The 19541-nt window shown below is 63.2% G+C and carries 18 protein-coding genes and 2 tRNA genes; 7 read left to right on the top strand and 13 right to left on the bottom strand.

Annotated elements, in window-relative coordinates:
- Positions 1-78: 78 nt before the first annotated feature.
- A complete protein-coding gene (locus AC1RB9_RS12540) occupies positions 79-591 on the bottom strand; it encodes an anti-virulence regulator CigR family protein (RefSeq protein WP_003090028.1) in 513 nt (170 codons plus the stop codon).
- 356 nt (positions 592-947) lie between these two features.
- On the opposite strand from AC1RB9_RS12540, the gene AC1RB9_RS12535 reads away from it, so the two are divergent.
- On the top strand, positions 948-2435 hold the full coding sequence (locus AC1RB9_RS12535; RefSeq protein ID WP_003451548.1) for a SulP family inorganic anion transporter: 1488 nt from the start codon (positions 948-950) through the stop codon (positions 2433-2435).
- 134 nt (positions 2436-2569) lie between these two features.
- Here AC1RB9_RS12535 and AC1RB9_RS12530 read toward each other — a convergent pair whose 3' ends face one another.
- The gene (locus tag AC1RB9_RS12530; protein WP_003102501.1) at positions 2570-2779 is read right to left on the bottom strand and encodes a hypothetical protein; all 210 of its coding nucleotides are present in this window, start codon (positions 2777-2779) and stop codon (positions 2570-2572) included.
- A gap of 256 nt (positions 2780-3035) precedes the next feature.
- Here AC1RB9_RS12530 and AC1RB9_RS12525 point away from each other — a divergent pair, with 256 nt between their 5' ends.
- A complete protein-coding gene (locus AC1RB9_RS12525; RefSeq protein ID WP_003102498.1) occupies positions 3036-4799 on the top strand; it encodes a cyclic di-GMP phosphodiesterase in 1764 nt (587 codons plus the stop codon).
- A gap of 58 nt (positions 4800-4857) precedes the next feature.
- Here AC1RB9_RS12525 and AC1RB9_RS12520 read toward each other — a convergent pair whose 3' ends face one another.
- The 5 genes from AC1RB9_RS12520 to AC1RB9_RS12500 all read right to left on the bottom strand — a co-directional run bounded on the left by AC1RB9_RS12520 (position 4858) and on the right by AC1RB9_RS12500 (position 8394).
- Positions 4858-5265, bottom strand: coding sequence for a hypothetical protein (locus AC1RB9_RS12520; protein ID WP_003102495.1), 408 nt, complete (start codon positions 5263-5265; stop codon positions 4858-4860).
- A gap of 118 nt (positions 5266-5383) precedes the next feature.
- A complete protein-coding gene (locus AC1RB9_RS12515; RefSeq protein ID WP_003120049.1) occupies positions 5384-5725 on the bottom strand; it encodes a hypothetical protein in 342 nt (113 codons plus the stop codon).
- 271 nt (positions 5726-5996) lie between these two features.
- Complete coding sequence (gene lecA / locus AC1RB9_RS12510; protein ID WP_003102492.1) at positions 5997-6365, bottom strand: PA-I galactophilic lectin; 369 nt, start codon at positions 6363-6365, stop codon at positions 5997-5999.
- Positions 6366-6781: 416 nt separating this feature from the next.
- Positions 6782-6868: transfer RNA gene (locus tag AC1RB9_RS12505), tRNA-Leu, on the bottom strand.
- A gap of 113 nt (positions 6869-6981) precedes the next feature.
- Positions 6982-8394 (bottom strand): ATP-binding protein, encoded by a 1413-nt coding sequence (locus tag AC1RB9_RS12500; protein ID WP_003120048.1) that lies wholly within the window; start codon positions 8392-8394, stop codon positions 6982-6984.
- Between the two features lie 77 nt (positions 8395-8471).
- Here AC1RB9_RS12500 and nosR point away from each other — a divergent pair, with 77 nt between their 5' ends.
- The gene (nosR, locus tag AC1RB9_RS12495; protein ID WP_003102481.1) at positions 8472-9815 is read left to right on the top strand and encodes a response regulator c-di-GMP phosphodiesterase, NosR family; all 1344 of its coding nucleotides are present in this window, start codon (positions 8472-8474) and stop codon (positions 9813-9815) included.
- A gap of 10 nt (positions 9816-9825) precedes the next feature.
- On the opposite strand, the gene AC1RB9_RS12490 is transcribed toward nosR, so the two are convergent.
- Complete coding sequence (locus AC1RB9_RS12490; protein WP_003451552.1) at positions 9826-11433, bottom strand: methyl-accepting chemotaxis protein; 1608 nt, start codon at positions 11431-11433, stop codon at positions 9826-9828.
- A gap of 112 nt (positions 11434-11545) precedes the next feature.
- Positions 11546-12694 carry an alkane 1-monooxygenase AlkB1 gene (gene alkB1, locus AC1RB9_RS12485; RefSeq protein WP_003102475.1) on the bottom strand — a complete coding sequence of 383 codons (1149 nt, stop codon included), beginning with the start codon at positions 12692-12694 and terminating at the stop codon, positions 11546-11548.
- A gap of 346 nt (positions 12695-13040) precedes the next feature.
- Between alkB1 and AC1RB9_RS12480 the strand changes: the two genes are divergently transcribed.
- Positions 13041-13643: a nitroreductase family protein gene (locus tag AC1RB9_RS12480; RefSeq protein ID WP_003113348.1), complete on the top strand. Its 603-nt coding sequence runs from the start codon at positions 13041-13043 to the stop codon at positions 13641-13643.
- A gap of 62 nt (positions 13644-13705) precedes the next feature.
- Here the strand turns inward: AC1RB9_RS12480 and AC1RB9_RS12475 are convergent, their stop codons facing one another.
- Entirely contained in the window at positions 13706-14605 is a 900-nt protein-coding gene (locus tag AC1RB9_RS12475; RefSeq protein WP_003451553.1) for a DMT family transporter, read from the bottom strand.
- Positions 14606-14737: 132 nt separating this feature from the next.
- On the opposite strand from AC1RB9_RS12475, the gene AC1RB9_RS12470 reads away from it, so the two are divergent.
- On the top strand, positions 14738-15175 hold the full coding sequence (locus tag AC1RB9_RS12470) for an Lrp/AsnC family transcriptional regulator (RefSeq protein WP_003102469.1): 438 nt from the start codon (positions 14738-14740) through the stop codon (positions 15173-15175).
- Positions 15176-15189: 14 nt separating this feature from the next.
- Complete coding sequence (locus AC1RB9_RS12465; RefSeq protein ID WP_003122624.1) at positions 15190-15750, top strand: GNAT family N-acetyltransferase; 561 nt, start codon at positions 15190-15192, stop codon at positions 15748-15750.
- Positions 15751-15781: 31 nt separating this feature from the next.
- Here AC1RB9_RS12465 and kynA read toward each other — a convergent pair whose 3' ends face one another.
- A complete protein-coding gene (gene kynA, locus AC1RB9_RS12460; protein WP_003451554.1) occupies positions 15782-16648 on the bottom strand; it encodes a tryptophan 2,3-dioxygenase in 867 nt (288 codons plus the stop codon).
- Positions 16649-16972: 324 nt separating this feature from the next.
- Positions 16973-17563, bottom strand: a complete 591-nt coding sequence (gene mdaB, locus AC1RB9_RS12455) for an NADPH:quinone oxidoreductase MdaB (protein WP_003102463.1) — start codon at positions 17561-17563, stop codon at positions 16973-16975.
- 423 nt (positions 17564-17986) lie between these two features.
- Between mdaB and AC1RB9_RS12450 the strand changes: the two genes are divergently transcribed.
- Positions 17987-19027, top strand: coding sequence for a hypothetical protein (locus AC1RB9_RS12450; protein WP_003102461.1), 1041 nt, complete (start codon positions 17987-17989; stop codon positions 19025-19027).
- Between the two features lie 391 nt (positions 19028-19418).
- On the opposite strand, the gene AC1RB9_RS12445 is transcribed toward AC1RB9_RS12450, so the two are convergent.
- Positions 19419-19492, bottom strand: a tRNA-Cys gene (locus AC1RB9_RS12445).
- Between the last annotated feature and the right edge of the window lie 49 nt (positions 19493-19541).

Genomic DNA, 19541 nt, shown 5'->3' with positions numbered 1-19541 from the left:
GCGATTATCCGCCGCTCCAACGGGGGGTCATGGCGGATAGCGTTGTGGCGCTATCCGCCATGCACAGCCAGGGTTCGATCAGTCGAGGACGTTGTCCAGCACCTCGTAGATCAGCCCGGTCGCCACCGCCACCAGCAGCAGGTCGGTGCCGGCCTGCATCCACTCGTAGCCGTCGTAGTGCGGCAGCCGGCCTAGCAGGCGGCCGTCGAGTTTCTTGGCGATGCCGGGCGGCAGCGGCTTGCCGCGCGCCAGGTTCTTCTGGATGCCGGGCGGCAGGGCCGGCCCCGGGTTCCAGTAGCCGCGGTTGTCGCCGAGGATCACCCGTACCCCGCCGACGTCGATACGCGGTCCCGAGTCCCAGTTGCCGCCGCCGTTGCCCTTCTGGCCGGCGCCGCCGCCCTTGTTGCCGGGGCCGCCATGGTTGTCGTGGCCACCCTGGTTGCCTTTGTTGCCCTTGTTACCCTTTCCGCCGTCCATCTGGTTACCGTGCGGGTTGCCCTTGCCATTGCCCGGGTCGGCCAGGACGGCAGGCGTACCGCCGATCAGGGACAGGCTCACGACCAGCGCGAGCACAGAACGAGTGTTGAACATGATGATGTTCTCTCCATGCGAGGACGATCCCTCGATAGCTTAGAACCGTTTCGCTTGTTTGGTTCCATGCCGTCGATCGCGACGAAACCCAGGGAAAGCCCGAGCTGCCGGCTTGGTCGAACCTGTCGAATCAGCTATGCTGCCGCTCCCTGCAAGCGACTACCCGCTACTCCCCGATGACCTGGCTGCCCACTCCGCCATAGCCATGCCTGCCCCTTCCGGCCACGGTCCGAACGACCGTGGCCAGCGTTCGTTCGCCTGAACGCCTGTCGTCATCCCTTGTTTTTTCCAATGCCATCCCGCGGCCCGCGCTGTCGACCGACTGCACGGGCCGTGCCTCGCCCCTGGGTATCCCGATGCTACAGACGCTGAAACAGAACTGGTTCTCCAACCTCCGCGGCGACCTGCTCGCCGGCCTGGTCGTCGCCCTGGCGCTGATCCCCGAGGCCATCGCCTTCTCCATCATCGCCGGGGTCGACCCGAAGATCGGCCTGTACGCCTCCTTCAGCATGGCGGTGGTGATCGCCTTCGCCGGCGGCCGTCCGGGAATGATCTCCGCCGCGACTGGCGCCATGGCGCTGCTGATGGTCAACCTGGTGAAGGACCACGGCCTGCAATACCTGCTGGCGGCGACCCTGCTCTGCGGCGTGCTGCAGATACTCGCCGGCTACCTGCGCCTGGGTTCGCTGATGCGCTTCGTCTCGCGCTCGGTGGTGACCGGTTTCGTCAATGCCCTGGCGATCCTCATCTTCATGGCCCAGCTACCCGAACTCACCGATGTCGGCTGGCCGGTCTACGCGATGACCGCCGCGGGCCTGGCGATCGTCTACGGCTTCCCGCACCTGCCACGGATCGGCCGGCTGCTGCCCTCTCCGCTGGTATGCATCCTGGTCCTCACCGGCATATCCATCTACCTGGGCCTGGACATCCGCACCGTCGGCGACATGGGTCAGTTGCCCGACAGCCTGCCGCTGTTCCTCTGGCCGGACGTGCCGCTGAACCTCGACACCCTGCTGATCGTCCTGCCCTACTCCGCCGCCCTGGCGGTGGTCGGCCTTCTGGAGTCGCTGATGACCGCCACCATCGTCGACGAGATGACCGACACCGGCAGCGACAAGAACCGCGAATGCAAGGGCCAGGGCCTGGCGAACATAGCCACCGGCCTGCTCGGCGGCATGGCTGGCTGCGCGATGATCGGCCAGTCGGTGATCAATGTTAAATCCGGCGGGCGCAGCCGGCTCTCGACCCTGGTGGCCGGCGTCGCGCTGCTGCTGATGGTGGTGTTCCTCAGCGACTGGGTCGGGCGGATTCCCATGGCGGCCCTGGTGGCGGTGATGATCATGGTGTCCATCGGCACCTTCCGCTGGGAGTCGATCCGCAACCTGAAGCGCTACCCGCTATCGACCAACCTGGTCATGCTGGTGACAGTCGGCGTGGTGCTCGCCACCCACAACCTGGCCTTCGGCGTGGTCGCCGGCGTTCTCCTGGCCTCGCTGTTCTTCGCCAACAAGATCGGGCACTACCTCGATATCGACAGCGAACGCTCCGCCGACGGCACCCGCCGCCACTACCAGGTGAGGGGACAGGTGTTCTTCGCGTCGTCCGGCAGGTTCGTCGCTGCCTTCGACCTGAAAGAGACACTGGAGCATGTGCTCATCGACCTGCGCCACGCCCACCTGTGGGACGTCACCGCCGTCGCGGCACTGGACAAGGTGGTCCTGGGCTTTCGCCAGCGCGGCGTGCAGGTCGACGTGCTGGGCCTGAACGCCGCCAGCGCGACCCTGGTCGATCGCTTCGGCGCCTATGACAAGCCGGGCGCCGTGGACATTCTCCCCGGCCATTGAGCGAAGCGCCACTCGGCGGGCTGGCATGAGCTGGCCCTTCCGCTGTGGCGGAGAGCCCGCCGCTCCACGTATCAGTGCTGACAGGGGGCAGCACGGGGATACAGCGCTGCATCGGTGCCTGCGCGCCCGGAGGCCTAGCGCCCGGGGCGGGAGAAGGCGCGAAAGGTGTCGAACGCCAGCACCAGAAACAGCATCGGCATGAGCAACGGGACGAAGGCGGACATGGCGTCCTGGTAAGGTCGCCCCAGCCACCACAGGAAGAGGCTGGCGCCGCCGATCAGCAGGATGACGAGAAGGATGACGAACTTGCAGAGGCGCGAGGCGAAGGAGAGCGTGTCGGACATGTCTTTTCTCGGTGGAAGCATGTGCGACCGTTTTAGCGAGCGGTGATGCTGGCCGATATAGGAAGAGTCCGTTTACCAGGTAATCGATTTCGCAGAGCTGGCGTCGGCGTCGAAGACCGTACCGGCATGACCGCGATCAACCTCCATGCCCTTTCATCGCTGCAATCTGGGAAAAGAGCCCGCGCTCCACGAAATAAAGGCACAATGACATCATTGATTGCCGATGCCCGACATCGCAGTAACCCAGGAGTCCAGCATGGCAACCCCACCCTATCCCGAGGACGAGCATTCGAGACAGGCCTACGTCGACCAACTCGGTCTGCTGGAAGAAGGTGCGGACGAGGTATTCGAGGAAATCCTCGCCGCCGCTACGTCCTACTTCCAGACGCCCATCGCGCTCATTTCCATCCTCGACCATCAGCGCCAGTGGTTTCGCGCGAGCATCGGCCTCGATATCCGGCAGACGCCGCGACGGGATTCGTTCTGCGCCTATGCGATCCTGGGCAAGGGAGTCTTCGAGGTGGCCGACGCCACTCTCGACCCGCGCTTCCGGGACAATCCCTATGTGCAAGGCGAACCGCGCATCCGCTTCTACGCCGGGGCTCCGCTGGCCACCGCGGAAGGTCTCAACCTCGGCAGCCTCTGCGTCATCGACCGGGAACCACGCGGGCCGCTGGCCGAGCGGGACGTCGCCATGCTCGAGCACTTCGCCCGGCTGGTGATGGCCCGTATCCATACGCTCCGCTCGACCAACTACATCGACGAGCCAACCGGCCTGTACAACCGTCTCCGCCTGCAGGAGGACGTTTCCCTGCGCCTGCAGCGCGACGGCGCCCTCACCGTGATCGCCGCCGACCTCCTGCCCCTCGCCCTGCTGAATACCATCATCCGTACGCTGGGCTATCCCTTTTCCAACGACCTCATGCTCGAGGCGCGCGACCGCATCCGCGCGGAACTGCCGGATTTCACTCTCTACAAGATCAGCCCGACGCGCTTCGGACTGCTCCTGCCACGGCAGCAACAGGAAGAAACCGAGTCGGTCTGCCTCCGCCTGCTGCGGGCCTTCGAAAGCCCCGTCGTATGTCGCGGGATCCCGATCAAGGCCAACGTGGGCCTCGGCGTACTACCGCTTGCCGACGATCCCCTCGATGGCGATCAGGACTGGCTGCGCCTGGTGGTCAGCGCGGCCGACGACGCCCGCGACCGCGGTGTCGGCTGGGCCCGCTACAACCCGCCGCTGGACCAGGCCCAGCAGCGTGCCTTCACATTGCTGACCTCGCTGTCCCAGGCGATCGGAACCGAAGAAGGCTTCCATCTGGTGTATCAGCCGAAAATCGACCTGCCGACAGGCAGGTGTACGGGCGTGGAAGCGCTGCTGCGCTGGCGGCACCCGCAACTCGGCTTCGTCAGCCCCGCCGAATTCGTGCCCCTGGCGGAGAAAACCGCACTGATGCGCCCCCTCAGCGACTGGGTGCTGCGCCATGCCATGGCCCAGCTGGCGCAATGGAACGCACGGAACATCCCGCTCAGGCTGGCGATCAACGTATCGGCATCGGACATGGAAGACAGCAGCTTCCTGGAAGAGGCCGTCAGACTCGCCAAAACCTACGACATCGACCTTTCCGCCCTCGAGCTGGAATTCACCGAAAGCGTACTCATCCGCGACGCCTCGGCGGTCGGCTCGGTGCTGCTGCGTGCCCGGGAGCTTGGCATGGGCATCGCGGTGGACGACTTCGGCACCGGCTACAGCAACTGGACCTACCTGCGCGATCTGCCAATCACCGCCATCAAGCTCGACCAATCGTTCACCCGCGACCTCGCCGGCTCGCCGAAGGCGCAGAGCGTCACCCAGGCGGTGATCGGCCTGGCCAGCCAGTTGGGTTATCGGGTGGTCGCGGAAGGCATCGAGACCCACGACACCTTCCACCTGCTGCAGGCCTGGGGCTGCCACGAGGGCCAGGGCTATCTGATCGCCCAGCCGATGCTGCCGGAGCAACTGGAGGACTGGCTGCGGCGTTAGCCAACGCAGGCACGTGGAATGGGCCGTACCAGCATGCTCGCCAGCCTCGGCGCGTCGCTCAGGGACTGGCGAGCAAGGCCCAGACCAGATAGATCGAGTAAAGGGTCAGGAGTATCAGTGCCAACAGCACCGCCCTGCTGGCATGGCGCGCAGCCACCCAGCGGGAATTGCGCCCGCAGCGCCAGACCACGACGAGGCTGAGGCACAGGTAGGCCAGCCTAACCAGCTCGACACCGACCATTCCCCACAAGGTCAGGGCCACCGCATGTTCGCCGGGAGCTTCCTGCATCAGCGGATCGACAATGGCCACCATCGCCTGCCTGGCGGCGACGCTGAGCAATAAGAAACCCGCAGCGAAGAACAGCCAGAATGCCTTCCACAGCGGCTGCCCGCCGGAAAGGAAACCTCTCGCAGTCAGCTTCTCCTCGGCCAGGTCCGCCTCTGGGGTCTTGTATGGGTGCTCCATGCCCTGGGACCTCCCTGCAAACGGGCACCCTAGCACATCCCGCGCCGCTCGCCTTCTTCAGCGGGCGGCAGACCATCCGTTGCACCTCGCGATGTTTCCAGCACTCGGCCGAGCGTCTCTAGCGCGGGCAGGAAACCTGCGTGCCTTCCACCTTGCGGATGTGATCGCGATAGGAGCCGGAAACCAGGATCGATTGCGTGCCGCCCTTCTCGCTGAGAATGCCATCGCAACTGTAATCGCAGCCAGCCTCGATGCTGAGGCACACGTCCTGTCCCTCGAAACGGTACAGGTTGGCAGGCCACCCCGTGCAATCGTACAGGCCTGCGCCAGGGCATTCGACGGCCTCGAGTCTTCCGGCAACGACGATGGTCGAACCTGCCATGTCCTTGAGTTCCTCCGCGGCGCCAGCGGCAATGGAGAAGAGAGCGGGAAATACAACCAGGGAAAGTCGGCAGGGCATCGGCTTCGGTACTGTCTACTATGTGGACGGAATTCTGAATCGGGTCAGGAATCGATATTCCCGTTCAGACCGAAGCGTGTTGAAGCAGTTCCCCGCCCCCCCTCGCTCGGTTTCCCACGACCGCGGCAGCCCCAGGAGTTCGATACCCTTGTCATTGGTAGTCGCAACTGCGAAGCGCTGCCTGTCCGTTCATAACGGCCACACGGGCAACTTCACTTTATTTGTATTTAAAAAAGAGCCCATTCGGGCCCTTTTTTTCCGAGACAAGTTATCAGGACTGATCCTTTCCAATATTGACACTGAACGAGCCGGAGTTATTGCCATAGGTTCCGGGCACGTCGTTGTAGATAAGAGTGATTGCACCCTGGACATTATTGGGTGCAACCCAACGGAACAACCCGGTATTGACCGGAATGGTTCCGCTGTTGCCAATCTTCATGACCAGCGCACCACAAAACGCATCGTGGCAGATCAGCCCTTGGTCCGGATGCTCCCGATCGCCCTGCGGCCCCCATTTCTGGGTAGGTCCGTAACTGGCCCAACCGGCGGCGACGATGGTAATGACATCGCCCGGATTGTAGATAATCGACGTTACCTGCCCTGCTTCGTTATTAGCCAGAACCTCACCTTTCCAAGCCATGATTGATCTCCGATATATGAATTCCTGTTCATAAACGAAAGAGGCGAAAAACCCTGATTCGCGATCCTTCCCTGTCAGCAAAGCACAGCAACGAGGAAGTACCGCCTACCAATTCATGCAGGAGAAAAGAGGATAATTCCGCCAGTGAATTGAATATATTCGGAAAGGAAATTAAAAAGCAGGAGCAGAAGATAACGACAAAAAAATCAAACTTCCAAAGACAACTACTTCAAGCTGAACAAACACTCCCGCTCGCCAGCCAGGGCGAACCCTATACGGAGCCGTACTAGAATGAAACGCCTCCGAGGCCGAGGAGGGAAAGAAGGCAACGTCGACTCGTTGACTGCCGCGCGATGGCGGGCCGGAAGAAAATCGGGGAAGGAACGCAGAAGTCGGCTGAACGCCAGGAAACACGATGGTGCCCGGAGCCGGGGTCGAACCGGCACGGGGTTACCCCCGAGGGATTTTAAGTCCCTTGCGTCTACCGATTTCGCCATCCGGGCAGGATCTCGCTTCAAGTGAGCCGGCAACGGGAACCAAACCGGCATCCCAACCCGAGACCCACCCCAAACGGTAGATAAATCATTGTCTTACGTTACCCTAGCCGGCGCAACAGTTAATTTCCGTGGGCTCCGCCCAGGTTGCCGGGCGATTCCAGGGGAAGCACGATCCGGAAAGCGCTGCCGACTCCCGGCTGGCTACGTACCTCGATGGTGCCGCCGTGTTTCTGGACGATGCCGTAGGAGAGCGACAACCCCAGGCCGGTCCCCTTGCCTACCGGCTTGGTGGTGAAGAACGGATCGAAGATGCGCGGCAGGATCTCGGGGGAGATACCCTGCCCCGAGTCTTCCACCTCGATCCAGGCATGCTCCACGGTATGCCCCGTGCGAATCACGATGCGACCCCGCTCCGGCCCCATCGCCTGGGCCGCGTTCATCACCAGGTTCATCACCACCTGGTTGATCTGCGACGGCAGGCACTTCACCTCGGGCAGATCGCCGTATTCGCGGACCACGTCGGCCCGGTACTTCAGTTCGCTGGCGACGATATTGAGGGTCGACTCGATCCCCTGGTGCAGATCGGTCCACTGCCAGTCGTCCTCGGCGTCGACGCGGGAGAAGTTCTTCAGGTCCTGGACGATCTTGCGCACCCGCCCTATACCTTCCCTGGATTCGCGCAGCAACACGGCGACATCCTCCTTGACGAAGGCCAGTTCGACCCGCTCGCCGAGCTGCTCCAGGCGTCTTGCCAGCGCCTCGTCGCGGATCGCGGGGCGAGCCTCTTCATAGGCTTCAAGTACCTCCAGCAAACGCCTGACGTGCTCCTCCAGGGTGGTGTAGTTGGAGGAAACGTAGCTGATGGGGTTATTGATCTCATGGGCGACGCCGGCGGCCAGGTGGCCGATCGAGGCAAGCTTCTCCGTCTGCACCAGTTGGCTTTCCAGTTCCTTGCGCTCGCCGATCTCTTTCTCCAGCGCCTCCTTGGCCTGGCCGACTTCCCGGGTGATCTCCTGGATGGCAGCCTCCATCCGGCTCATCTGCAACTGGAGGTGAGCCGTCACGTTCCACTTGGCGCTGAGATTGCCGGCCATCTGGCGGACCTCCTGTCCCTGCAAAGGCAGGCCGAGGAGCAGCAGGCGCTCTTCCGCAGCCCACGGCGCCAATAGCGGAAAATCGGCGGGAGGCGCATGCACCACGACCTGCAAGCGGGAGTCGAGACGCCAGAACCGCTCTAGAACGGGAATATCCGCGCCTACCGACGGCATCCCGAGAAACACCACGGCATACGGCGCATCGGCCTGGAGGGCCGAGCGTATCCGCCCCAATGCCTCCTCGGCGCTTCCCGCCGTATCCACCTGGTAGCCCCGCTCAGGCGCCACGGGAGGCGATTCAGCCCCTAGGGTTCCCTGCAACAACCCGCATACACGGTCTCGATCCGCCTGCCGCTCATCGATCACCAGCAAGCGCCGGTTCCTGATGGGTAACGTCTCCATGATCCGCACCTCCGCTCGCCCAGCCGCCGCGTGCATGCGCCCTCGTCCAGGCCAGACTCGGACTATGCTTGCCTGAAGTATTCAGGCAAAACTCACCCGGTGGACAGACACTCATGAACGATAGCGCACCTCCTTCCAACGAGACGGAGATCCGCTTCAGCGTGCTGCTGGTCGACGACGAGCCGCTGATCCTCAGCAGCCTGCGCCGGCTGCTACGCAACCAGCCCTACGACCTGTTGCTGGCGGAGAGCGGCGAACAGGCCCTGCAACTGCTGGAAAGCCGGCCCGTGGACCTGGTGGTGTCCGACGCCCGCATGCCGAACATGGACGGCGCTGCCCTGCTCGCGGAAATCCATCGCCGCTCCCCGGAAACCATTCGCATCCTGCTCACCGGCCATGCCGACCTGCCAACCATCGCCAAGGCCATCAATGAAGGGCGCATCCACCATTACCTGAGCAAGCCGTGGAACGACGACGAGTTGCTGCTGACCCTGCGCCAGTCACTCGAATACCTGCATTCCGAGCGCGAGCGGCGGCGCCTGGAGCGACTTACCCAGGAGCAGAACGACCGCCTCCAGCAACTCAACGCCACGCTGGAAAAGCGCGTTCAGGCGCGCACCGCCGAACTGCAGCAGACCGCCGACATGCTCGACCTCGCCTATGAGGAGCTAAAGCGCAGCTACGTGGTCGGCACCGAAGTCTTCTCGCTGCTGGTCAACCAGCGCCTGCCCAAGGACAAGCAGACCAACCAGCAAATCATCGAACTGGTCCGCGCCTGCTGTGCCAGCGGCCTCGTCGACGAATCGGATGGTCGCGACCTGGCGATGGCCGCGGCGCTCTACAACATCGGCAAGCTGAGCTGGAACGACACCCTGCTCAGCTCGCCCTCGGACCTGCTCTATCACCACGACCGCGATCGTTTCCGCGGCTACCCGGAGCTCAGCGAGTCGCTGCTGATGTCGCTGGAACCGATGCAGGACGCCGCCCGCCTGATTCGCCATCACCAGGAGCACTGGGACGGCAGCGGCTATCCGGACCACCTCAAGGGCGAGGCCATTCCCCTGGGCTCGCGCCTCTTGAAGCTGGCGGTGGATTTCGTCGAGCTGCAGCGCGGACTGATCCTCGAACGGCGCATGAATCGCGACGAAGCACTGATGTACATCCGCAAATACGCCGGCCGGCTGTACGACCCCGAGCTGATCGAACCGTTCATCCAGGTCTGCGCGACGACCCTTGCCGATGTCACCCTGGCCGATCCGCAAGTCCGTGCCCATGGCACCCGCGACCTGGTTCCGGGCATGGTGCTGGCGCGCAACCTCACCGCCAACAACGGCATGCTGCTGCTCAACGCGGGCAAGGTCCTGAACCTGGCGCTGATCGAGAAGCTGATCGCCTTCGAAGCGATCGAAGGCGCACGCTACACGCTGTTCGTGCGCCTCCCGGAGTCGACGACCTAGGCGGCTCCCGTCAGATCTTGAAGCGCTCCACCGACGAGCGCATGGTCGCTGCAACCTCGTTCAGGCGCCTGGCGGTGGCGGCCATCTCGTGCATCGCCTGGGTGTTCTGCTGCGAACGCTGGGCGATGAGTTCCACGCGCTGGGCGATTTCATCACTGGCGCGCGACTGCTCGCGGATGGTCTGGGAAATCTCATCGACCACCGACGCGGCATGACGGGTTCCATCGAGGATCTCGTTGATCGACACCCCTGCCTGGCGGGCGAACGACACCCCCTCGTTGACCCGGCTCACGCCGGCCTCCATGCTGTTGATCGCTTGCCCCGTGCTGGCACGGATGCGCTCGATCATCGCGGTGATCTCCTGGGTCGACTGGGTGGTCCGCGCCGCCAGCCCGCGTACCTCGTCGGCGACCACGGCGAAACCGCGCCCGGCCTCTCCGGCCCGCGCCGCCTCGATGGCGGCGTTCAACGCCAGCAGGTTGGTCTGCTCGGCGATCCCCTTGATCACCTGGATGATCGAATGGATCTCGTCCGACGACTGGCCGAGAGCGGTGATGCTGGTGGAGGACTGGTTGACCACGTCGGCGATGCGGCTCATCCCTTCCACCACGTTGAGGATCACCTGCCCGCCACTGCTGGCCAGCTCCTCGGACTTAGCCGAGATCACCCTGGCGTTGTCGGCGTGATCGGAAATCTGCGAGATATTGGTGATCATCTCTTCCATGCTCGCGGCCATGCTGGTGGCGCTGTCGGCCTGTTGGCTGGCACCGTCGACGATCGACTGCGAGGTCTGGCCGATGGATTGGGAGGTGTCGTGGAGCTCTTCGCTTTCCTGGCGGATGATGGTGATCATCTGCCGCAGGTTCTCCTGCATCTCGCCCAACGCCCGCTGCAACTGGCCGGCCTCGTCATTGCTGTCGACGCCGATCGGCTCCTGCAGGTTGCCCTGGGCGATCACCCGGGCCGATGAGACCAGTTTGCGCAGCGGCTGCAGGACGGCGCGCAGCAACTGGCGACAGAGCTGTCCAAGGACCAGGCAGGCGATCAGGATGCCGCCCGCGAGCATCCAGGCGGAATAGCGCATGCTGTCTTCGCGCGCCCGGTTGGTCTGCTCGACGTGTTTCTCGATCAGGCTGCTGAGCGCTTCGTTGCGCCCTTCCAGCTCCTTGAAGGCCTGGACGAACTGCGGCAGCTCGGCCCGCGCCGCCACGGGATCGAGCAACGCCTTGCCGACGATGCTCTCGGCGGCGCCGATGTAGGCTTCCAGGTCGGGCCGCAACTCGACCAGCGCCTGGTGGATGGCGTCGTTGAGAGGCAGCCCCTGGTTCTGCTCGACCACCTTGCGAAACCACTGGCTGTGCTCCTGCAGGTCCTCGCGGACCTGCTCGGCCGCCGCGCCGTCGCCGGGCTGGACCACGAACGCCGCGAGGACGTCGGCGCGCAAGGCGTCGTGCATCATGTCGCCTTCCATGTGGTTGCGCAGCGCATTGACGCTCAGCTCGTTCTCCGACAGTGCCTTGCCCAACCGCAATTGCCCCCAGAAGCCGACCCCGCCGAGCAGCACCACAGCAACGATGCCGATGGCGCCCGAAGCGAGGATCCTCTGCCGAATGTTCATCCCTGGGCTCCTTTCCGTGCCGAGATATCGCTAAGGATAGTCAACCCCAGACAAGGCGGGACTGCCCGAACGAAGAGCTATTCGGGCACGGAGCGGGAGACGCCGGCCATTCTCAGGAAGCTGCCGGCCGCTCGCTCTGTTCGGCCGTCAACTGGAACTCTTCGCCCGCATAGTAGGCCCGCACCTTGGGGTCCATGACCGCCCGCCACAGCGGCGGGATCAGCGCCAGCACCACCATCCCGGCGTAACCGCTGGGCATCTGCGGGCTATCGTCATAATGACGGAGGACCTGATAGGGGCGTTTGGCGAAGGCATGATGGTCGGAATGCCGTTGCAGATGGAACAGGACCAGGTTGGTGAAGACGAAGTTGCTGTTCCAGGAGTGGGTATGGTTGGTCCGCTCGTAGCGCCCGTCCTCGCCCTTTCGCCGATGCAGGCCGTAGTGCTCGACGTAGTTGATGATCTCCAGCAGGGTCACCGCGACGAACGCTTGGCCAAGGAAGAAAACCATCCCCAGCCAGCCGAACGCCCAACCGAAACCGACCAGCAACGCCAGGCTCAGCAGGTACCACCAGATCAGTTCGTTCTGCCAGCCGAACACCGGCAGGCCCTTCTTGCGCAGCCGCACCGCTTCAAGGCGCCAGGCGTTGAGGAAGTTGTACTTGTAGGCATGCGGCAGGAACTGGTAGACCGACTGGCCGAAACGCGCCGACGAAGCGTCCTCCGGCGTAGACACATGCACATGGTGGCCGCGCACATGCTCGACCTTGAACCCCGCGTAGCACACGGCGGCCAGCAGAATGCCGCCGGCAGCCTGCTCCAGCGCCGAGTCCTTGTGGATCAGCTCATGGGCGACGACGATCCCCACCGCTCCCATCACCGTGCCCATCGAGAGGATCCAGCCCAACCGGCCGAGCCAGCCCCACTCCTGGAAAGCGACGAACACGCCAGCGGCCCACACCAGCGTACCGATGAGCACCGGCACCGTGGCCAGGGTCAGCAATACGTAATAGCCCTGGCCGAGCAACTGCGGCGTCTGCGTTTCCTCGTCGGGGTTGGCCGGGTCGCGGCCGAACAGCATGTCCAGCAGCGGCCCGATGCCGAATACCGCAATCACCAGGGAAAATGCCCAGAAGGCCGGATGTGCGCTGTCCTGGGCCATCCAGTAGTTGAACGGCATGGACAACGCCAGCAGCAGCCAGAGCCAATAGGCGTACTTCTTGATGGCCAGCATGGTGCTGGGAGAGAAATTTTCAAACATCGTGCGCTCCAGTTTTTGTCCGACAATCCTACAATCGAACCATCACCGAGCCGGGCTGCCAGGTCACCATCACTAAAGGTTGGCCGCCTCCCCGGCCTTCACCCTGCTTGACCTGAATCAAAGGCCAAGTCCTCGCGGTTTTATGCCCATCGACTTTCTCGATATTCCATTTTCATCCGTACTGGCCGTCTCTCGCTGCCGGCCGCGCTGGACCGTGGATACCCGGCTTTCCTGGGGAAGCCGGGTATCCATCGCATCAGCCGATAGGAATCACCGGTTATTTCCCATTGATCTCATCGAGGCCGTCGCTAATATCGAATCCAATTTCCAAACAAGGAGCCTCACGATGTCTGACGCATTCCTCTCCTCCATCAAGAACCGCCGCACCATCTACGCCCTGGACAAGCAACTGCCCGTCTCCCAGGAGAAAATCGTCGAACTGGTCAAGGAGGCCGTCTCGCACAGCCCTTCCGCGTTCAACTCGCAGAGCTCGCGGGTGGTCGTCCTGTTCGGCGCCGAGCACGAGCAGTTCTGGAACATCGCCAAGGACGAGTTGAAGAAGATCGTTCCCGCTGACGCTTTCGCCGCCACCGAAACCAAGCTCAATTCCTTCGCCGCCGGTGCCGGCACCGTACTGTTCTTCGAAGACCAGACGGTAGTGCGCCAGCTTCAGGAGCAGTTCGCCCTCTACGCCGACAACTTCCCGGTGTGGTCGGAGCAGGCCAGCGGCATGGCCCAGTTCGCGGTCTGGACCGCCCTCGCCGAGCACAAGGTCGGCGCCAGCCTGCAGCACTACAACCCGCTGGTAGATGCGCAGACCCACAAGACCTGGAACCTGCCGGAAAGCTGGAAGCTGCGCGCACAGATGCCTTTCGGCGCCATCGCCGCTCCGGCGGGCGAGAAAGCCTTCATCGCCGAAAGCGAACGCTTCAAGGTCTTCGGCAACTGATCGGCCGAGATCGCCGTAGAAAAGCCCCGCCTCGTCGCGGGGCTTTTTCTTTCCCCCGCGCCTCAGCCGCGACGCACCGCCGGCCTCGGCAGGCGCACGCTCCAACCCTGCTGCATGCCCGCCGCGGCGAGCAGGATGGCAGCCACGCCAAGCCACTGGGCCAGGCTCAGGCGATGTTCGAAGACCAGCCAGTCCACCAGGATCGCCGCGACCGGATAGATGAAGGACAAGGCACCGGTCAGCGCCGTCGGCAATTTCTGAATGGCGCCGTAGAGCAGTACGTACATCAGCCCGGTATGGACGATTCCCAGGGTCACCAGGCTGGCCCAGGGAGCAACGTCCCGGGGCAGTTCGGCAAGGTTCGCCAGCGGTGCGAGCATCAGCACGCCGGTGCCCACCTGGATCAAGGCGATAAGATGCGGCGGCGTGCCTTGCAGGCGCTTCACGATCAGCGCGGCAAAGGCATACAGCAGCGCGGCAGCGAGCGCCAGGAGGATACCGAACAGGTAGTCCCCGCGCGGGGCGTCGCTGTCGCCGTGGGCGCTGACGATCGCCAGCATGCCGGCGAACGAAAGCCCCAGCCAGCCCAGCTTGCGCGCCGTGACCTTCTCGCCGAGAAACGCCGCGCCTAGCCCCACCAGCATGAACGGCTGGACGTTGTAGACCGCGGTACCGATGGCGATCGAAGCCCGTGAGTAGGATGCGAACAGCAACACCCAGTTGCCGACGATGAACACCCCGCTGAGGAGCGCCAGCAGGAACGCCTTGCGCCCCAGGCTGCCGCGGCGCAGGAAGCCCAGCGCGGCACAGGCGACCAGCAGCGTGGCGAAACCGAATACGCAGCGCCAGAACACCACGTCCAGCACGGGCTGCCCGGAGAGCAGCACCAGCCAGCCAATGGTGCCGCAGATCAGCATGGCCGAAGTCATTTCCAGCGTACCGCGACGGATCGGATCGTTCATGGGCGCTCTCCCGCAAGACAGGCCTATGATTATCCAAAGTCGTCTTCCAGCCCTCCATCGCATTACTCAGGCAAAAACCCGTGACGACCTTTTTTATCAGGGCTATTTTGAAAAAAAACTTTCGAGGCCGACATGACCGACGACATCGACCAACGCCTGATCAACGCCCTCATGGCTGACTCGCGACTGTCCCTCAAGGCTCTCGCCCAGGTCAGCGGGCTATCGGCCCCGAGCGTCGCCGAACGCCTGCGCAAGCTGGAAGAACGCGGCGTGATCCGCGGCTACACCCTGGATGTCGACCCCCGCTGTTTCGGCTACCAGTTCCAGGCGATCGTGCGCATCCGCCCCCTGCCCGGCAGGCTGCACGAGGTCGAGCGACAGATCCAGGACATCGCCGAGTTCACCGAGTGCGACAAGGTCACCGGTGACGACTGCTTCATCGCCCGCCTCCAGGTTCGTTCGATGGAACAGCTCGACACGCTGCTGGACAGGATCAACGGCTACGCGGAAACCAACACCGCCATCGTCAAGAAGTCCCCGGTTAAACGCCGGCTCCCCCCGATGACCTGAGCGAGGCACTCCGCATGCCCACACCCGGCACGGGTTCCGTCCCGGAATTGCAACTCGTCCCGTTCCAGCTGGAACACTTCCCAATCCTGCAACGCTGGTTCGCCACGGAAAAGGAGCTGGTGCAATGGGCCGGCCCCGCCCTGCGGCATCCGCTGAGCCTCGAGCAGATGCATGAAGACCTCGCGGAAAGCCGCCGGCGACCGCCGCTGCGCCTGCTCTGGAGCGCTTGCCGGGATGACCAGGTCATCGGCCATTGCCAGTTGCTGTTCGACCGCCGCAACGGCGTCGTCCGCCTGGCTCGCATAGCCCTGGCGCCAAGCGCGCGCGGCCAGGGCCTGGGGCTGCCGATGCTGGAGGCGCTGCTCGCCGAGGCCTTCGCCGACGCCGACATCGAGCGCGTTGAATTGAACGTGTACGACTGGAACGCTGCCGCCAGTCATCTCTATCGACGCGCGGGGTTCCGCGAAGAAGGCTTGCGCCGCTCCGCCACCCGGGTCGGCCGGGAACGCTGGAATGTCGTTCTCATGGGGCTTTTGCGGCAAGAGTGGGCGGCGGGAGGCGCCGGCAACGACTGAGGCGCAGGCGGATGCTGCGCCTCATCCGGTACTACAGGTTGGAACGGAGCCGCCACAGTTCGGGGAAGAGGATGGTATCGAGCATGCTGCGCAGATACCCCACTCCCTCGGTTCCGCCCGTGCCGGGTTTGAAACCGATGATGCGCTCCACCGTGGTCACGTGACGGAAGCGCCACTGGCGGAACGAGTCCTCCAGGTCGATCAGTTTCTCCGCCAGCTGATACAGGTCCCAGTAGCGTTCCGGCGCCTGGTAGACCTGTCGCCACGCCGCCTCCACCGAGGCCTCGTAACAGGTGCCGGCCGCCGCGTCCCGGGCGAGCCGCTCCTGGCTTACCGGCAACCCCTGGGCGGCCATCAGGCGGATCGCTTCGTCGTATAGCGACGGCGTATGCAGGGCCTGCTCCAGGGCCGCCAGCAGCTCGGCACGGTGAGCATGGGGCTTGAGCAGGGTGGCGTTCTTGTTGCCGAGGATGAATTCGATCTCGCGGTACTGGTAGGACTGGAAACCGGAAGACTGGCCCAGGTACGGGCGGATGGTGTTGTACTCGGTCGGCGTCATGGTCGCCAGCACCGCCCAGGCGTGTACCAGCTGGTCGAAGATCCGCGAGACCCTGGCGAGCATTTTCAGCGCCGGACCGAGCTTGCCTGACTTGACGTGCTCCCGGGCGGCTCGCAGTTCGTGGAGCATCAGCTTCATCCATAGCTCCGAGGTCTGGTGCTGGATGATGAACAGCATTTCGTTGTGGTCGGGCGAAAGCGGGAACTGGGCGTCCAGGACCTTCTCCAGCTTCAGGTAATCGCCGTAGCTCATCGCATGGGTGAAGTCCAGGGCGGCGTTATGCCACTCAGCCTCTCCGTCCGTTTCTCCCGGGGTCTGGGAGTGAGGGCAAGGACACATGTGAATCTCCTGAATTCGGCGGCAGGCGTCGGAAGTCGATGAGCGACCTGCCGGCAACGTTGTCGGGGGTGGCTTCGACACGGTCGAAGCGCGCTCATTTTACGATGCGCCCATTCGAATATTCGTGCAAAGCATCCTTTCCTGCCCGTCCCCGATGAAATCTAATTCGACGGATCGATGGAAAAATCGAATTTCGGATCACTCGCGGGTCGTGGCCGAGAAAAGCCCGGATAGCGGATCCGTGACCATTAGGCCTCGTCCCGAGAGCCTGGATTTCGACCCGCCACTCCATCCAGCGAAGCGACACGAGGCCCGCCGTCGAACTCAGCCGGCGCGCCCGAACACCCTGTCCAGGTGCGCCTGGTAGGCAGCGACGGTAGCCGGGACGTCCGGGCGCTTCATCACATCCACCGCGAGGAACGTCGGCAGGCCGGACATGCCGAGGAACTGGTTGGCCTTGTGGAAGGGGAAATACACCACATCCACGCCTTTTCCTTCGAAGAAGTCGCTCGGATCGTCGAACGCCTGCCGTGGTGCATTCCAGGTCGCCGAGATCATGTAGCGCTTGCCCTGCACCAGACCGCCGCTGCCATATTTCTGCGTGCTGTCGGAGCGGGTACGACCGTCGTTGGCATAGAGGCTGCCGTGTCCGGCCGTGAAGACTTCGTCGATGTAGCGCTTCACTGTCCATGGCGCGCCCATCCACCAGCCGGGCATCTGGTAGATCACCACGTCGGCCCAGAGGAACTTGTCCACCTCCGTCGGGATGTCATAGCCACCGTCGATGAAGGTCTGGCGCAGGTCGAAGCCACGGCGGTCCAGATGGGCCAGGGCGGTTTCGTGCAGGGTCTGGTTGAGGCGACCGTCGGAATGGGCGAAACGCTTTCCGCCGTTGAGCAGGAGAATGTTTTTCATGGTGTTCCGTACATGCTGGAACCGCAGCGGAGATGCCTGCCGATCCCGGGTTGAAGAGAGCGGCAGGTTAGATAGGCGCAGGGAACGGAAAAAGTCGTTCGGCGGTAAAACAGATTTGATCCGCACTCACGAATCGCCAGAAGAGCTGGGATGCGCGTCTTCATTGCGCCCCCACGCAGCCAGCCCTCGATGACCGGCACGAACTCTACCCGCAGCGAGCCATCACCAACGCAGTACGCACTGGCTCGCCAGCATTCGAACGCATGTGAGTACCCAGGATTGCAGCAACAGGCTGTGACGCGCTCGACTCAAACGCTCCTTCCTACGCGCGGGACGAACGCTCCTTGGGAATCCGCAAGGAGTAGATTAGGATTCTTCCCGCACTCGCCTTAAGTCATTGGCCCGTATAGATAAGGATATCTCATGAAAACCATCGCTCGGCGTCTGAGCCCCTTCGCGATCCTGCTCCCGGCAAGCCTGTTGTCAGCCTGCGCCTCCCTAGGCAACGCCGGACTCGGCGGCTCCCAGCAGAACCCCACCAACCAGCTCCTGAACATGATCGATGAGGCTACCCGCGAAGGTATGTCCGTGGTGCTGGTACCGGCACTCATGCCCAACAAGAGCGTGACGGACCTCTCCAGCTACTCGCATCGGGTCATATTCAAGAACAAGGACGTGCCCGGGATCGCCTACATGCAGGCCTTTGCCAACAACGACCTGGAGAAGATCAAGGAAGCCGTCTATCTGTGGGACTTCCTCGAGGTCAACATCGTCCCGCCGGGAACCTACCTGCTGTCCGGAGGGATCGACTACAAGATCGACAGCACCCTTGCCCAGATCAAGGCGCCAAAGGGGCAGCCGGCTGCCAGCCCACTTGGTTCGGTGAACCTGTCCGCCGTGCTGTATCGCCGGTTCGTGAAGGAGAACTACTGGCGCGACGCCTCCTATGCAGACAAAACCTACACACAGAATGTCTGCAGCGCCGTGCACATGGCCTCCGGCCAATGCGTGGGCTGGACCGAGCAGCAATACAGCCAGCGGGAAATGGTCTCGGATGCCGGTTGGGCCGAAGGCACGAAGATCGAGGACGTTCCCTCCATCAAGCTGCAAGCGCAGATACCCGACGCCTATGCCCCGCTGTCCTTCACCATTCAGCCTGGGCAGATCCTGCTCAGCGATCGGTTCCACTTGAAGACCCCGGCCGTGAGCTATGACAGGAAGACCTGCAAGGCCGTGGACACGCAAAACATCAAGTGCGCCTTGCAGGATATCCAGGTCTTCATGAGGCCAGCGCCCATGGAGCTGACGAAAAGGTTCATCGATCGCGAGCAGCCAAGGCTGGATGAAACGGGCCGCCAGGTGCTCGCGCGGATCCAGCCGATGAAAACCGAGATACTCGGCGAAGCAGGCATGGAAGACCTGACCTGGGGCCTGCCGGTTTCCTTGAAACGCAAGGCAAGATGAAACGGGCCCTCCGCCGAGCGCCTTCCGCTCGCGGTCGCCACAACGGTTGATCGATAGAGGCCCGGAAGGCAGGCGGCAGGACAGACCGGCTCGGCTGGTCATGTTCGATGACGACCAGCCGATGACCGACCCAGACCGGATCTTGCGTCCAGATGAAAGCCGCGCACGGGGCTGGATTGCAGGCAACGGCCGAAAACGTGACAGGTGCTGGGGTACTCCTCGGACACTCCGGGAAAGTAGCAATTACGGAGCGGTTATCGGGAAAGGGAGGCGGTTGCGAGACCGTAAAAGTATGAAAGCGTTATGGGGGCACCCCAAGGAACTTGCTTCAGCAATACCGGACAGGAAAGAAAAAAGCCCCGTAACTCACTGAGCTACGGGGCTTTCCTGTTGGAGGCTGAGGTCGGAATCGAACCGGCGTTCACGGATTTGCAATCCGGTGCATAACCACTCTGCTACTCAGCCTTTGAGCGAAGCGACATGCGTTTGGCATATCGCTGAAATTTCTTTCCTG

It is taken from the genome of Pseudomonas sp. 20-5, assembly GCF_056782835.1.
The sequence above is the reverse complement of the archived record's forward strand: the minus strand, read 5'-3'. Positions and strand labels throughout refer to the sequence as shown.